The sequence below is a fragment of the Streptomyces sp. NPDC029169 genome (assembly GCF_055563935.1).
Map to the genome: position 1 here is coordinate 228,747 of NZ_JBVHXA010000001.1, position 15,126 is coordinate 243,872.

9 protein-coding genes are annotated in these 15,126 nt (G+C 71.2%); 4 read left to right on the top strand and 5 right to left on the bottom strand.

What is annotated here, in order from left to right; all coding sequences use genetic code 11:
* Window positions 1–10: 10 nt before the first annotated feature.
* From yicI to ACZ4VI_RS00985, 3 genes are all read right to left on the bottom strand, one after another.
* Window positions 11–2,293 carry an alpha-xylosidase gene (gene yicI / locus ACZ4VI_RS00975; RefSeq protein WP_467995422.1) on the bottom strand — a complete coding sequence of 761 codons (2,283 nt, stop codon included), beginning with the start codon at window positions 2,291–2,293 and terminating at the stop codon, window positions 11–13.
* A gap of 58 nt (window positions 2,294–2,351) precedes the next feature.
* The gene (locus ACZ4VI_RS00980; protein WP_467995423.1) at window positions 2,352–3,335 is read right to left on the bottom strand and encodes an acetylxylan esterase; all 984 of its coding nucleotides are present in this window, start codon (window positions 3,333–3,335) and stop codon (window positions 2,352–2,354) included.
* A 169-nt stretch (window positions 3,336–3,504) separates the two neighbouring features.
* Window positions 3,505–6,351: a glycoside hydrolase family 3 C-terminal domain-containing protein gene (locus ACZ4VI_RS00985; protein WP_467995425.1), complete on the bottom strand. Its 2,847-nt coding sequence runs from the start codon at window positions 6,349–6,351 to the stop codon at window positions 3,505–3,507.
* 261 nt (window positions 6,352–6,612) lie between these two features.
* Here ACZ4VI_RS00985 and ACZ4VI_RS00990 point away from each other — a divergent pair, with 261 nt between their 5' ends.
* The 4 genes from ACZ4VI_RS00990 to ACZ4VI_RS01005 all read left to right on the top strand — a co-directional run bounded on the left by ACZ4VI_RS00990 (window position 6,613) and on the right by ACZ4VI_RS01005 (window position 12,712).
* Entirely contained in the window at window positions 6,613–8,121 is a 1,509-nt protein-coding gene (locus tag ACZ4VI_RS00990; RefSeq protein WP_467995426.1) for a glycoside hydrolase family 43 protein, read from the top strand.
* Between the two features lie 51 nt (window positions 8,122–8,172).
* Complete coding sequence (locus ACZ4VI_RS00995) at window positions 8,173–9,927, top strand: cellulase family glycosylhydrolase (protein WP_467995427.1); 1,755 nt, start codon at window positions 8,173–8,175, stop codon at window positions 9,925–9,927.
* Between the two features lie 207 nt (window positions 9,928–10,134).
* Window positions 10,135–12,297, top strand: coding sequence for a glycoside hydrolase family 9 protein (locus ACZ4VI_RS01000; RefSeq protein ID WP_467995429.1), 2,163 nt, complete (start codon window positions 10,135–10,137; stop codon window positions 12,295–12,297).
* Between the two features lie 199 nt (window positions 12,298–12,496).
* Entirely contained in the window at window positions 12,497–12,712 is a 216-nt protein-coding gene (locus ACZ4VI_RS01005; protein WP_467995430.1) for a jacalin-like lectin, read from the top strand.
* A 41-nt stretch (window positions 12,713–12,753) separates the two neighbouring features.
* Here the strand turns inward: ACZ4VI_RS01005 and ACZ4VI_RS01010 are convergent, their stop codons facing one another.
* Together ACZ4VI_RS01010 and ACZ4VI_RS01015 are read right to left on the bottom strand one after the other, a co-directional pair.
* Window positions 12,754–13,692: a tyrosinase family protein gene (locus tag ACZ4VI_RS01010; protein ID WP_467995432.1), complete on the bottom strand. Its 939-nt coding sequence runs from the start codon at window positions 13,690–13,692 to the stop codon at window positions 12,754–12,756.
* A gap of 211 nt (window positions 13,693–13,903) precedes the next feature.
* On the bottom strand, window positions 13,904–14,944 hold the full coding sequence (locus tag ACZ4VI_RS01015) for a LacI family DNA-binding transcriptional regulator (RefSeq protein ID WP_467995434.1): 1,041 nt from the start codon (window positions 14,942–14,944) through the stop codon (window positions 13,904–13,906).
* Between the last annotated feature and the right edge of the window lie 182 nt (window positions 14,945–15,126).

Below are 15,126 nucleotides of genomic sequence, written 5' to 3' on the forward strand. Positions count from 1 at the left end.
CCGTACCGGCTCAGGCCGGGTAGGGGACGTCGGTCCGCTGGGTGCCGGCTGGGCTGGTGTGCAGGGCGCCGTCCGGTCCGCCGATGCGCAGCCGCCAGGCGTGTGGGCTGTCGGTGGTCACCCGGAGGCGGTCGCCCGTACGGCGCAGGTGGAAGCGGGCGGTCTCGCCGGGGCCGTCGGTGCGGGGGATCACGACGGTGCGCTCCGCGCCGTCCGCGAAGGCGTGGACCCGGAGTTCGACGCCGTCCGCCCAGGCCGAGACCGGGTGCTGGTCGTCCGCCGCGAGCGGGATGACGGAGTCGGGGCGGGCGAGCAGTGGCAGGGTGTGGAAGCCGTGCCGCTCCCGCACCCATCGTGGGCCGGTGACCTGGGCTCCGGTCAGGACGTTGGTCCACGTCCCCTCGGGCACGTAGTACTCGACCGTGCCGTCGTCGGTGAAGACCGGGGCGACGAGGAGGTCGTCGCCGAGCAGGTACTGCCGGTCGAGCGTGGCCGCGGCCGGGTCGTCCGGGAACTCGAGGACCATGGCCCGCATCACCGGGACGCCCGTGGAGTGCGCCTGCTGGGCTGCGCTCTGGAGGTAGGGAGCCAGGCGGTGCTTGAGCAGGGTGAACTCGCGGGTGACGTCGACGGCCTCCTCGCCGTAGTCCCACGGCACGCGGTAGGACTTGCTGCCGTGCAGCCGGCTGTGCGAGGAGAGCAGGCCGAACTGCACCCAGCGCTTGAAGACGGTGGGGGTCGGGGTGCCCTCGAAGCCGCCGATGTCGTGGCTCCAGAAGCCGAAGCCGGACAGACCGAGGGAGAGTCCGCCACGCAGGGACTCGGCCATGGCGTTGAAGTGGGACTCGCAGTCGCCACCCCAGTGCACGGGGTACTGCTGGCCACCGGCGGTGGCCGACCGGGCGAAGAGGAGCGCCTCGCCCTCGCCGCGCTCAGCGCGCAGCAGGTCGAAGACGGCCTGGTTGTAGAGGTGGGTGTAGTAGTTGTGCATCCGCTCCGGGTCGGAGCCGTCGTGCCAGACGACGTCGGTGGGGATGCGCTCGCCGAAGTCGGTCTTGAAGCAGTCCACGCCCATGTCGAGGAGGGTGCGGAGCTTGCCGGTGTACCAGTCGCGGGCGGCCGGGTTGGTGAAGTCCACCAGGGCCATGCCGGGCTGCCACAGGTCCCACTGCCAGACGCTGCCGTCCGGCCGCCGCACCAGGTAGCCGTCACGCATGCCCTCCTCGAACAGCGCCGACTTCTGCGCGACGTAGGGGTTGATCCAGGCAGAGACCCGAAGCCCCCGTTCCTTGAGGCGCGCCAGCATGCCGGCCGGGTCGGGGAAGGTGTCGGCATCCCAGTCGAAGTCGCACCACTGGTACGCGCGCATCCAGAAGCAGTCGAAGTGGAACACGCTGAGGGGGATGCCGCGTTCGGCCATGCCGCCGACGAAGCGGTTGACGGTGGCCTCGTCGTAGTCGGTGGTGAAGGAGGTGGTCAGCCACAGGCCGAGCGCCCAGGCGGGGGGTAGCGCGGGGCGGCCGGTGAGGGCCGTGTAGCGCTCCAGGACCTGCTTCGGGGTGGGGCCGTGGACGACGAAGTACTCCAGGGTCTGGTCCTCGACGCTGAACTGGACCTGGCCCACGGACTCGGAGCCGACCTCGTAACTCACCCTGCCCGGGTGGTTGACGAAGACGCCGTAGCCGCGGTTCGTCAGGTGGAAGGGGACGTTCTTGTAGGCCTGTTCGCTGCTGGTGCCGCCGTCCGCCTGCCAGATGTCCACCGCCTGCCCGTTCTTGACGAACGGGGTGAACCGCTCCCCCAGTCCGTAGACCAGCTCGTCGACTCCGAGGGCGAGTTGTCCCAGCATGTGGTGCCGGCCGTCGGCGTCGGTGACGAAGCCGGTCCCGCGCGCGCCGGCCGAGGTCAGCACCCGCCCGTCGGCGGTGAACTCCAGGCGCCACGGCTGTGCGGTGTCCACCCGCAAGGTCAGTTCGCCGGAGGCGAGTTCCACCACGTCGCCGTCCCGGTGCACCTTTCCCACCTCCGGTTGCGCGCCTGTCAGCGCGAACTCCGGTCCTCGCCGGACCGATCCGGCGTGATGGGTGGCACGTACCCCGATCACGCCCTCGGCCGGCGACCAGCACTCGACCGTCAGCAGCGGGCTGTTGAGCGTGTCACCGCGGCCGCGCACGTGCTTCACGGGCGCGTACAGGGTCATCCGGTGCTCGTCGGACCGCACGTCGGCGACCTCGGTGGCGTAGCGGGCGGTCACTCCCGGACGCATCAGCCAGTAGCCGTCGGTGAACTTCATCGGTCAGGTTCCTCCGCCCGCGCACGATGCGCGGTGATCAGGCGTGTACATACGGTGGTCAGAGCTCCGGCGTGAGACCGCGCTCGCGCAGCCAGGACAGCTGGACCGGCGGGTTGGAGCCGCAGCCGCCGCCGTGGTCCCCGAAGGGCCAGACGGTCATGGTGCGGTCCTGCCCCCGGTAGTGGTTGAAGGCGGCGTAGACCGTCGAGGGCGGGCAGACCGGGTCCATCAGGGCGACGCTGAACAGTGCCGGTGCGGTGGCCCGCCGGGCGAAGTGGACGCCGTCGAAGTGGTCGAGGGTGGCGAAGGTCTGCTCCACGCGGTCGCGGCTGTGCCGGCGCAGGTACTCGACGATCTCCGGGTAGGGGCCCTCCCCGGTGATCTGTACGGCCCGGCGGAAGTGGCACAGGAACGGGACGTCCGACAGCGCCGCCGCCACACGGTCCCCGGAGAGACCGGCGACGGCGAGGGCCAGGCCGCCGCCCTGGCTGCCTCCGGCCACGATGATCCTGCGGGGGTCGAGGCCGGGCAGTTCCGCGACGGCGTCCACGGCGCGCACGCAGTCGGTGATCAGCCGCCGGTAGTAGTAGTTCTCGGGGGAGTCGATGCCGCGGGTCATGAATCCCCCGACCCACTGCGTGCCGTCGCCCGCCGTGCGGTCCGGGGTGTCGTGGCCCTGGCCCCGGCTGTCGACGACGAGCTGTGCGTAGCCCGCGGCGGACCAGAACAGGTGGTCGGTGGGCAGACCACGACCGCCGCTGTAGCCGATGTACGTGACGACGACCGGCAGCGGTCCGTCCGCGCCGCGCGGGCGCAGCAGCCAGGCGGCCACCGGCTCGCCGTTCCAGCCCGGGAAGCGCACGTCGTCGACCTCGACGGTGTGCAGCAGGTGCGCGGACGTGACTCGTTGGGACTTGACGGTCCCGTCGTAGGACCTGGCTTCGGCGAGGGTGTCCTGCCAGAACGTGTCGAAATCCTCCGGAGCGGACAGCTCCGGGCGGTAGCCGGCGAGTTCGCCGGGCTCGAAGTCGGTGAGCGGCATGAGGTCTCCTGCGATCGAAGAGTTGACGGGAAGTCCTTTTTGGGACGGTGTGGCGTCGAGGACACCCGGACGGCGCGGCTCGCGGGTCCGGTTCCGCGGCCGGGGACGGGAGTGGCGGCCCGTCCTCCCCTCCGTGGGCGGGCCGCCGGTCTCCGCCGGGCGCCGGCTGTCAGTCGGCCTTGCCGGCTCTCCGGAAGCGGAAGGCGGCGAGGCGGAAGTCGCCATGCAGGGTCAGGCGCAGGTCGTGGACGCCGACGGGCAGGGCGGCCAGGTCGGTGGCGACGGTCGTCCACGCGTAGCGGTCGCCCGTGACGAGGACACCGAGCTCGGCCAGCACCTGGTCGCCCGCCCGGAGGACGAGCCGCGCCTCGCCGGCTCCGGCGGCCTCGCGGGCGGTCTCGGCCTCGATCCGGACGGCCCCCGAGAGGTCGACGTCGCGGAAGAGGAGCGTCGCGGGCCGGGCGGGGTCGGTGGGCGTGACCGCGTCACCGTCGAGGCGGGTGGCGTCGACGAGGGTGACGTCTTCGTAGTCGTCGAAGTCGACCGCCAGGGTGCGCCGTTCCACGACGACCCGGGGCACCGAGGCCGTCCCGGTCACCGTCAGCGGTGCGGTGAGGACCGGGTGATCGGCGGAGCGGGCGACGATGATCTCGTAGCCGCCGGGTTCCACGGTGAAGGCGGAGGCCGCGACGGACCAGTGGGCGAGCTGTTCGGCGGGCAGCCGGAACGCCACCTCGCGGCTCTCCCCCGGTTCCAGGCGCACCTTGCGGAAGTCGGCCAGGCGGAGCCTGGGCGCCTCGTGACGGGCGTCCAACGCCCGGACGTAGAGCTGCACCACCTCGCTACCGGACCGGGCACCGCTGTTGGCCAGGGTCACCGTGACGTCGACCGCGCCGTCCTGGCCGATCGACGACCGTGACAGCCGCAGGTCCCGGTGGGCGAAGTCGGTGTACGACAGGCCGTGGCCGAAGGGGTAGCGGGGCGCGGTCGGGTGGTACTGGTAGGTCCAGCCCGCCTTGATGATGTCGTAGTCGAGCGGGGCCGGCAACGGATCGTCCCCCCGGTACCAGGTCTGCGGCAGGCGGCCGGCGGGCTCGGCCTCGCCGAGGAGTACGGCGGCCAGCGCGTGGCCTGTCTCCTGCCCGCCGTGGGAGGTCCACACCACGGCGGGCAGGTGCTCGTCGGCCCAGTCGACGGCATACGGGTAGCTGCTCATCACCACGAGCGCCGTCTCCGGGCGTACAGCCGCGACCGTACGCAGCAGCTCCTCCTGCGTCTCGGGCAGGTCGATGTCCGCGCGGTCCTCGGTCTCGCGGCCGTTGATCATGGGGTGGTTGCCGAGGACGACGACCGCCACGTCGGCAGCCTCGGCGGCTGCCCGGGCCTCGGCCGCGCCGTCGCGGAGCAGCTCCCGCTCCCAGCGTTCGGCGGAGTCCGGGGCATCGGCGGTCAGGGTGACCCGGCCATCGGCCGGGTCCACGGCGGCGTAGCGACCGGTGAGCACGGAGCGGAGCAGCACGCTGTCCTCCCCGGCCGGTTCGAAACGGAAGGTCTCGTGGATCTCCCAGCTCTTGAGCACCTCCTGGTCGGCGACCACGGTGGCGTCGTCCTTGACGCTCAGGTAGCGGCCGGTGTCGGCGGCGCGGAGGGTCAGGACGCCGCGGCCCCAGTCGGTCACGTCGAAGGTCGTCTTGCCGAGGAGTTCGCCGGTGGTGCGGGAGCGCAGGGCGATCCGGTCGGCGCCCTCGACACGTGCCACCTCGCCGTCGTGGGCGCGGAGGGCGGCGGCGAGGCCGTCGGCGAGGGTCACCTGGTAGGGCATGGTGCCGCTGTACCAGTCCTCGTACAGCGTGTCGGCGAGCGGGCCGATGACGGCGATCCTCGGTGCCCGTGCCGGGTCCAGGGGAAGCAGGCCGTCGTTCTTGAGCAGCACCACCGACTCGGTCGCCGCGTCCCGCGCCAGGGCGCGATGCTCGGGGCAGTCGATCGCCTCCGGGCCGATCCCGGCGTACGGGTCGAGTTCGGGGTCGAACTCCCCCAGCCGGAAGCGGAGTTCCAACTGTCGGCGCACGGCGCGGTCCACATCGGTCTGGTCGATCAGGCCGCGCTCGAGTGCCTCGCGAAGTCGGCCGACGGGTGTGGCGCTGTCCTCGCCGTGGTCGGTGAAGCTGTCGATGCCGGCCTTGAGCGCGGCCGCGTGGGACTCGGCGTGGTCGTCGAAGTAGCGCTCCGGGTCGACCAGGTTGGAGGGGGCCTCGGCGTCACTGACCACGAACAGCTCGTGGCCGGTCGGCTGTGCCCAGCGCCGCAGCTCCGTCTCGATCAGCGGACCGACGTGGCAGGGACGGCCGTTGACCAGGTTGTAGGCGGCCATGGCTCCGGTCGCGGCGCCGGAGGCGACGACGGGGCGGAAGGCTGCCAGGTCGTACTCGTGGAGGACGCGCGGGCGCAGTCGGGAGGAGGTGGTGCAGCGGTCGTCCTCGTTGTTGTAGGCGAGGAAGTGCTTGAGCACCGGGGCCGCCCGCAGGTAGGCCGGGTGATCGCCGGCCAGGCCCGTGCAGAACGCCTCGCCGAGCCGGGCGGTGTGCACCGGGTCCTCGGAGTAACCCTCCTCGTTGCGCCCCCAGCGCGGATCGCGCAGCGGGTTCAGGACGGGCGCCCAGGCCTGCAGGCTGTGGGCGCCGCTGCCGATGGCGGGCGTGCGGTGGTGGTGAAAGGCGCGCAGCTCGACAGAGATCGCCTCGGCGACCCGGTGCACCAGGGCCTCGTCCCAGGTGGCGCCGAGACCGACGGCCTGCGGGAAGACCGTCGCCACGCCCATCCAGGAGACCCCGTGCAGGGCCTCGCTGCCGGTGCGGAAGGCGGCGATGCCGAGCCGTGGGACGGCCGGCGCGTACTGGTGCAGCATCGCGATCCGCTCGTCGGGCGTGAGCCGGGACAGCAGGTCGTCGACGCGCTTCTGCGGCGGCAGCGCGGGATCACGGAAATCGGGCAGCTCGGATGCGGACGCGGACACGGAACTCACGTGAAAACCCCTCAGGCGGGTTGGGCACGATGGCCATCGTCGAAGCGCTTCGACGGTCCCATTCGCCTCAACGACCTGTCAATGGAAGCCGCAATGAAAGTTTCTTGCTGTTGACCCTCTTGTTTCGCGCGAAACAAGTCCGTTACGTTCCCCTGCCAAGTCAAGCGTTTCGACGGGCAGTTGAGACCCACGGCACCGTCCGCCGTACTGCTGCGCCTTCACGGCCAGTGACGACGAAAGGAATCTGACGGAATGTCAGAACTGCCGCCCCGCGCCGGCACCGTCACCAACCCGGTGATCCCCGGCTTCCACCCCGATCCCAGCATCTGCGGTGTCGGCGACGACTACTACCTGGTGTGCTCCAGCTTCGAGTACTTCCCCGGCGTCCCCGTCTTCCACAGCCGCGACCTGGTGCACTGGACCCAGATCGGCAACGCCCTCGACCGGCCGAGCCAGCTGCGGCTCCCGCGCGACATGCCCTCCTCCGCGGGCATCTACGCGCCGACGCTCCGCCACCACGACGGCCGGTTCTGGCTGATCGTCACCAACGTCGGCGACGACGGCAACATGCTCTTCACCGCCACCGACCCGGCCGGGCCCTGGTCCGAACCGGTACGGCTGCCCGGCGTCCCCGGTATCGACCCGGACCTCGCCTGGGACGAGGACGGCACCTGCTGGTGCACCGTCGCCGGGGTGTCCCAGCTCCGCATCGACCCGCACAGCGGAGAAGCGCTCGGCGAGCCGCACCGGCTGTGGTCCGGCACTCCGGGCGCGCAGGCGCCCGAGGCCCCGCACCTGTACCGGATCGGCGACTACTGGTACCTCCTCATCGCCGAGGGCGGCACCGAGCGCGGCCATGGCGTCTCGGTCGCCCGCGGCCGCACGCCCTCGGGTCCGTTCGAGCCGTGCCCGGCCAACCCGATCCTGACGCACCGCAGCACCGGCCACCCCATCCAGAACACCGGCCACGCCGACCTGACGCAGGCGCCCGACGGCTCGTGGTGGATGGTGCTGCTCGGCGTCCGGCCGCGCGGCGGCACCCCCGGCTGGCACGTGCTCGGGCGCGAGACCTTTCTCACCCCCGTGGAGTGGGTGGACGGCTGGCCCGTCGTCGGCGAGCTCTCCCCCGACCTGCCGGTGCCCGCCTGGCCCCTCCGGCCCGGCCCCGTCCCGCCGGTCCGGGACGACTTCGACCAGGCCGAGCTCCAGCCCTGCTGGATCTCGCTGCGCGAGCGCCCGGCACGACTCTGCACCACGAAGGAGCGCTCCGGCTGGCTCACCCTCCACGCCGTCGGCGCCTCCCCCGACGAGCCCGACCTGGTCTTCGTCGGCCGCCGCCAGCAGCACCTGTCCTGCACCGTGCGCACCCTCGTGGACCCCGCCGAGGGCCGCGGCGGCCTGGCCGTCCGCCTGGACGAGCGGCATCACTACGAGATCGAGGCGTCCGCCGGCGAGGTGAGGGTGTTCGCCCGCATCGGGCCGCTGCGCACCGAGGTGGCGGCCGCCCCGACGCCCGACGGCCCTGTCGTCCTCGGCATCCACATCACCCCCCAGCCGCCGGGGGACGCGCGGACGGGACCCGACCTCCTCGCCTTCGGCGTCGAGGCGCCCGACGGAACGTTCACCGCGCTCGGCACGCTCGACGGCCGGTACCTGTCGACCGAGGTCGCCGGCGGCTTCACCGGCCGCGTCATCGGCATGTACGCCGCCGAAGACACCGTCCACTTCGACTGGTTCGACTACGAGCCGCTCGCCGGCTGACCCCTGACCACCGCTCCGACCACACCGTACGACCGACCGAAAGGGATACACGTGAACGAGATACGGCAACACTCGTACCACCGCAGTCGCGGCCCCGGACGCCTGGCCGCCCTGCTGCTGGCGCTGGTCGTCCTGCTTGGGCTGTCCGGCGGCACGGCGCTCGCCGGCCCCGGCGGCAAGCGGGAACCGTCGCGCCCGGCCGTCGTGGTCCCGGCCTCGGCCAAGGAAGCCGTTGCCGCGATGCAGCCCAGCTGGAACCTGGGCAACACCCTGGACGCCATCCCCAACGAGGATTCCTGGGGCAACGGGCAGACCAGCAAGGCGACGTTCGAGACCATCGCCGCGCAGGGGTTCCGCAGCGTCCGCGTCCCGGTGACCTGGAGCGACCACCAGGCCACCACCGCGCCGTACACCATCGACGCCACGTACATGGCCCGCGTCAAGCAGATCGTCGACTGGGCGCTGGACAGCGGCCTGTACGTCGTGCTCAATGTCCACCACGACTCGTGGATGTGGGTCGAGAAGATCACGAGCGACCACGACAACGTGATGGCCCGGTTCAACTCCACCTGGTCCCAGATCTCCACGACCTTCCGGGACGCTCCGCGCGCCCTGGTCTTCGAGGGCATCAACGAGCCGAGCTTCGCCGGCGCCACGGATGCTCAGAAGTTCCAGTACCTGAGGGAGCTGCAGACCTCGTTCCACACCGTGGTCCGCGCCTCGGGCGGCGCGAACGCGAGCCGCCTGCTGAGTCTGACCACGCCCGCCGGCAGCCCCGACCAGGCTTTCATGGACGACCTGTACACCACGATCACCGCGCTGAACGACAGTCAGCTCGTGGCGCAGGTGCACTTCTACAGTTGGTACCCGTTCAGCGTGAACGTGGCGGGCGGCACCCACTACGACGCCACCGCGCAGAAGTACCTGGACGACACCTTCGCCAACATCCGCAACACCTTCGTCGCCCGGGGCGTCCCGGTCTACATCGGTGAGTACGGTCTGCTCGACTACCCGAACCACTTCCACCCCTCCCGGACCGAGCGGGGCGAGGCGCTGAAGTACTACGAGCACGTCAACTACACGGCGCGCACCATCGGTGTCACCACCGCGCTGTGGGACCCGTTCGGCTACCTGAACCGCGACACCCTCCAGTGGCGCGACCAGGCCCTGTTCAACTGGATCAAGTCGAGCTGGACCACCCGCTCCGGCACCACCTCCTTCGACAAGGTCTTCCTGCCGAAGGGGAGCCCCATCACCTCTCAGACCCTCACCCTGAACCGGAACGGCCTCAGCTTCCGGGGCCTGTGGCAGGGGGGCACGAAGCTGGTGTACGGGCGGGACTACACCCTCTCCGGCGACCGGCTCACGTTCACGTCCGCCGCGCTGACCCGGCTGGCCGGCGATCGCGCGTACGGGGTCAACGCGACGCTCCAGGCCCGGTTCTCCGGCGGGCTGCCCTGGAACATCGGCATCGTCACCTACGACAGTCCGGTGCTGTCGAACGCCACCGGCACGACCAGTGCGTTCACCATCCCCACCCAGTACCGGGGTAACGACCTGGCGACCATGCACGCCACGTACGCCGACGGCACCAACGCCGGCCAGACGAGCTGGACCCCGTACCAGGAGTTCAACAAGGCCTTCTCGCCGGACTACCCGAATGGCACGATCATCCTCACCCCCGAGTTCCTGAACGCGCTCCGCGACGGCGACACGGCGACGCTGACCTTCCACTTCTACAGCGGCGCCACCTTCACGTACCGGGTGACCAAGTCGGGCACCTCGGTGACCGGAACCGCCTCCTGACCGCATTCCTCCTCGCCCCGGCCGCCGGAACCCGCCGGCCGGGGCCCGCACTTGGAGCAGCTGCTGCCGTTGACGGTGACAGCAGGGGTCACTACTGTGCGCTTCGGATCTCCGGCCTATCGACCATTGTTCGATATTTCGTCATCTGGGAGCGCTCCCACACGGGGGCCGACGCTGATCACGCACGACGACACACAGGAGCCGCTCATGCCCCGCACCACCACCTCCTCATTACGCCGCCCCTTACGCCTCTCCGCCGCCCTGCTGACGGGGGCCCTCCTCCTCGGCGGTCTCGTGACCGCACCGGCCGCCGTCGGCGTCCCCGCCACGGCGGCGGCGACCACGGCCGTACGCGTCAACCAGGTCGGCTATCTGCCGGACGGCCCCAAGCGCGCCACCGTCGCCACCACGGCGACGCAGTCCCTCACCTGGCAGCTGCGGAACGCGTCGGGGACCGTGGTCGCCTCCGGTGCGACCGTCCCGCGCGGCGCGGACACGCCGTCCGGGCAGTCCGTCCACGTGGCCGACTTCTCCACGCACCAGGGGACGGGCTCGGGATACGTCCTGGCTGTGGACGGCAGCAGCAGCGCGCCGTTCGACATCCGCGCGGACCTCTACGACGCGCTGCGCGCCGACTCGATGGCGTTTTTCCACCACCAGCGCAGCGGCATCGCCATCGACGCCTCCCTGGTGGGCTCCGCGTACGCGCGCCCGGCCGGACACCTCGGCGTCGCGCCCAACAAGGGCGACACCTCCGTCCCCTGCCAGGCCACCGTGTGCGAGTACGCCCAGGACGTCAGGGGCGGCTGGTACGACGCGGGAGACCACGGCAAGTACGTGGTGAACGGCGGCATTTCCACCTGGCTGGTCGTCAACTCCTTCGAGCGGGCGAAGCGGGCCGGGAAGGACGCGGCGCTCGGCGACTCGACGCTGCGCGTCCCCGAGCGCGGCAACGGAACGCCGGACGTCCTGGACGAGGCGCGGTGGGAACTCGACTTCCTGATGCGCATGCAGGTGCCCGAGGGAAAGCCGTACGCGGGCATGGCGTTCCACAAGATCCATGACGCGGCGTGGACCGCCATGCCGATGCGCCCCGAACAGGACGCCGAACTCCGCGAACTGCACCGCCCGTCCACAGCGGCGACCCTCAACCTCGCGGCGGCCGCCGCGCAGTGCGCCCGGGTCTTCAGGCCGTACGACTCCGCGTACGCCGACCGCTGCCTGTCGGCCGCCCGCCGGGCCTGGACGGCGGCGCAGGCCAACCCGGCCCTGTACGCGCCGGATTCGGACAGCACGGGCGGCGGGGCCTACGGGGACACGCGGGTCACCGACGAGTTCTACTGGGCGGCCGCCGAGCTGTACGCGGCGACCGGCGAGAGCGCCTACCGGGACGCGGTCACCTCCTCGTCCTGGCACACCTCCGCCGACGCCTTCAGCCCCTACGGTTTCGGCTGGGCCGACACGGCCGCGCTCGGCCGGCTCGTGCTTGCCACGGTCCCCAACGGGCTGCCCGCGTCCGACCTGTCCCGGGTCCGTTCCTCGGTGACCGCGGCGGCCGACGGCTACCTGTCCAGGATGGCCGGTCAGGGATACGCGGTGCCGGTCCCGGCGGACGGGTATTTCTGGGGCTCCAACGGCGAGGTCGCCAACGACGCGGTCGTCATGGCCGTCGCCGGGGAGCTGACGGGCGACCGGCGCTACCGCGCCGGCGCGCTGGAGACGATGGACTACCTGCTCGGCCGCAACGCCCTCGGCCTGTCGTACGTGACCGGCTACGGCGAGACGTCCTCGCAGAACCAGCACCACCGCTTCTGGGCACACCAGTTGGACGCCTCCCTGCCCCACCCGCCGGCCGGGTCGCTCGCGGGCGGTCCCAACAGCGCGCTCCAGGACCCGGTGGCGCTGGAGAAGTTGACCGGCTGCGCCCCCGCCGCCTGCTACGTCGACGACATCGGCTCGTACTCGACCAACGAGGTGGCGGTCAACTGGAACGCCCCGCTGGCCTGGCTCGCCGCCTACGCCGCCGACCGGACCTCCACCGGCGAACCGCCCACCGCGGCCTGCGCGGTGACGTACACGGTGAACAACGTCTGGAGCACCGGCTTCACCGCGACCGTCACGGTCAAGAACACCGGCCCGACGGCCGTGGACGGATGGCAGCTGACCTGGACATACCCCGGCGGCCAGCGCGTCACGAGCGCCTGGAACGCGACCGTCACCCAGAACGGCACCGCCGTCAGCGCCCGCAACGCCGACTGGAACCGGGCGATCGCCCCCGGTGCGACAGCAAGCTTCGGAGTCCAAGGCACCCACACCGGCACCAACCCCTCCCCCACGTCCTTCGCGCTCAACGGAAGCGCCTGCGCCTGATCCGCTGCCGGCCGGGCCCGGGCGGACGACTCCGTCCGGGCCCGGCCGGCGCGCCGCACCACCGCCAAACGCCCCCAGCCCACCAGGGAGACACCCATGCGCAGACTCCTCACCTGCCTGACAGCGATGGCAGCCGCTCTGGCAGGGCTCACCGCCCTGGCACCGCCGGCGACGGCCGCCGACTCGGGCGCCTTCACACGTGACCACCGCGCACCTGTGCCGCGCCCAGAAAGACGGCCGCACACGGATCTTCCACGTCAGATTCACGACGAACCTCGGCCGCACCCTGGCCGGCGGCACGCCGACCCCCGACTGCGTCACCCACACCGCTCCCCCGGGCCGGCAGATCACCGGCTTCCACGGCCGTTCCGGAGACGAGGTCGACAAGATCGGCTTCATCCAGACCCGAATCTGACACCTGCGATCGCCACCGCCCCGGAACCAGCGACGAGCTTCTCAGACGACGCCCGGGTTCGTGTCATAGCGGCGGGGGATGACGACCGAAAGGTCCTTGTAGGTCTTGGGGATGCCCAGATTCTCGGGTCCACCCCACGGGCGGACCTTGTTCGTCGACCCTGTCGCCCACGGCTCGATGTTGCCGTTGATCTCGGGATCCGCGCTCATCGTGCCGTAGACCTGCTCGGGGTCGAGCCGCTCGGGGCTGCCCGGCTGCAGCTGCCACAGGGCGAACAGCCGGTCCACGTTGGCGTGCAGGAGGAAGACGAACGGGTCACGGAAGGAGATGTGGGAGTTGCCCATGTTGACGAACCCGTGCATCTCGTTGTGGCTGTCCTCGAGCAGCGAGGTCATGTCCGCGTAGTCATCGGCCGCCAGCACGTTCTGGTCCCGCACCGGGTCGATGGGCAGGCCGTTGACCTGCCGGCGCACCACCCTCGGCTTGTCGGCGGGGTTGTTGTTCGGGTCGAAGGCGTTGTCGGAGCGGAACGGGTTCGCCTGCGGGTCATAGAATCCCGCACCCTCGAAAGGCTGTCCGATGGGCTGGAGGGCCTGTCCGCCGTAGCCCATGAAGTCGGGGGTGAAGAGGCTCAGGGATCCGGAGTTGCTGTTGCCGAGATTGGCGTTCGGGATGCTGCGCGGGTCCTGCGTCCAGTCCCAGTAGTGCAGCGACACGCGCGGGTCGATCACACGGAGCTGGTCCTCGAACCGGTTGACGATCTCGCGGTGCCACGGCAGGAACTCCGGTCCGCCGTGGACGTGGGTGGCCTTGTGGATCTCATCCTGCTTGAACCACCACGTGACCCCGCCCGGTACGGCGTCGTCGCGCTTGCCGTCCCATTTGGTCCTGTTCAGCTTCAGGATCGCGTCGCGCAGCAGGGTGCGCTCCTTGGGGTCCACGGTGGCGATGTTGCGGCGAATGCCGTCTCCGAGTGCCATGACTGCTCCTCGCGCAGATGCTGCCCCCTTGCGACCGCTGACTCCTCCACGCGCCCCCTGTCCGCGATGCCCGGTGCCCGCGGCGCCCGGCAGGCCGCCTCAGCCCACTCTCACGGCCTTGACGAGGCCCGGCAACGCTGACGGACTGAATGGGGGGGCGCACGGGAGGGGGCGCACGGAAATGAGCGGTCCGGCCTCCCGCGTCAGAGGCTCAGCGGGGAGAGAGGGTCGAACGGCGGACGACCAGTTCCGGCTGGAGCACCACATGCTCGTGGCGGTGGTCCTCCGCCTGCTCGCCGCTCTCCTCCAGGAGCAGCTCGGCGGCGCGCGCGCCCAGGGTGACGGCCGGCTGTCGCACGGAGGTCAGGGGTACGGTGGCCGCCGCCGCGAACTCGATGTCGTCGTAGCCGACGATCGCCATGTCCTCCGGCACCCGCACCCCCGCCGTGTACAGCGCCTGAAGCACACCGAGGGCCAGCAGGTCGTTCGCGCAGAAGACGGCGGTCGGACGGTCTGCCAGGCCGAGGAGCCTGGAGCCCGCGTCGCGCCCGGAGGCGACGTCGAGGCGCTCCACGGAAATCTCCTGAAGGGTGGAGGCGGGCAGCCCGGCCTCGGCGAGTGCGAGCAGGGCGCCCTCGCGGCGGTCGCGGATCTGCTGGAGGTGGGAAGGTCCGCTGACGTACGCGAAGGTGCGGTGGCCCGTCGCGGTCAGGTGACGGATCGCCAGGGAGCCGCCCACGACGTCGTCCACGGAGACCGAGCAGCCCGCGCTCTCGCCGTCTCCGTCTCCGGCCACGCGGTCCACGAGGACGTACGGAATGCCGTGGCGGCGGAACTCGCGCAGGTTCGCCCCACTCGGGTCGGCAGGGGTGACAAGGAGGCCGCGGACGCGCTGCTCGGCGAAGAGCGCGAGGTAGTCGGCCTCGTCGTCGGCGTTCTGGTCGCTGTTGCAGACCATGACGCCCAGGCCGGCCGCACGCGCGGTGCGCTCGGCTCCCCGGGCGATGTCCACGAAGAACGGGTTGCCCATGTCGAGGACGAGCAGCGCCATGATCCGGCTGCGGCCCGCCCGCAGCTGCCGGGCGGACTCGCTGCGCACGTAGCCGAGGTGCTCGATGACCCGGCGCACATGCTGGAGGGTCGCGGGCGAGACCCGGTCCGGCTGGTTGATCACGTTGGACACGGTGCCGACCGAGACGCCCGCCTCGCGTGCCACGTCCTTGATGCCGACCGTCCGCGCGGTGCCCGCCATCCGTCCCACCTGGTCCGTTCTCCCCGGCCGGCCCATCCGTACGGGGTCCCCGCCTCGCGTTTCATCCTATGCGGCCCGCGCGCGCTCGCCGTCCCACCTCTGGGATGAAATGTTTCATCTCCCGGCTTCCCGGGACTTCGGACGCTATGGCTCACTGCTACCCATGGTCAAGAGCCTTGACG

Coding starts and splice junctions, on each gene's coding strand:
- ACZ4VI_RS01010 (WP_467995432.1), bottom strand. CDS start 13,692: ATGGCACTCGGAGACGGCATTCGCCGCAACATCGCCACCGTGGACCCC.
- ACZ4VI_RS00980 (WP_467995423.1), bottom strand. CDS start 3,335: ATGCCGCTCACCGACTTCGAGCCCGGCGAACTCGCCGGCTACCGCCCG.
- yicI (WP_467995422.1), bottom strand. CDS start 2,293: ATGAAGTTCACCGACGGCTACTGGCTGATGCGTCCGGGAGTGACCGCC.
- ACZ4VI_RS00990 (WP_467995426.1), top strand. CDS start 6,613: ATGTCAGAACTGCCGCCCCGCGCCGGCACCGTCACCAACCCGGTGATC.
- ACZ4VI_RS01015 (WP_467995434.1), bottom strand. CDS start 14,944: ATGGCGGGCACCGCGCGGACGGTCGGCATCAAGGACGTGGCACGCGAG.
- ACZ4VI_RS01000 (WP_467995429.1), top strand. CDS start 10,135: ATGCCCCGCACCACCACCTCCTCATTACGCCGCCCCTTACGCCTCTCC.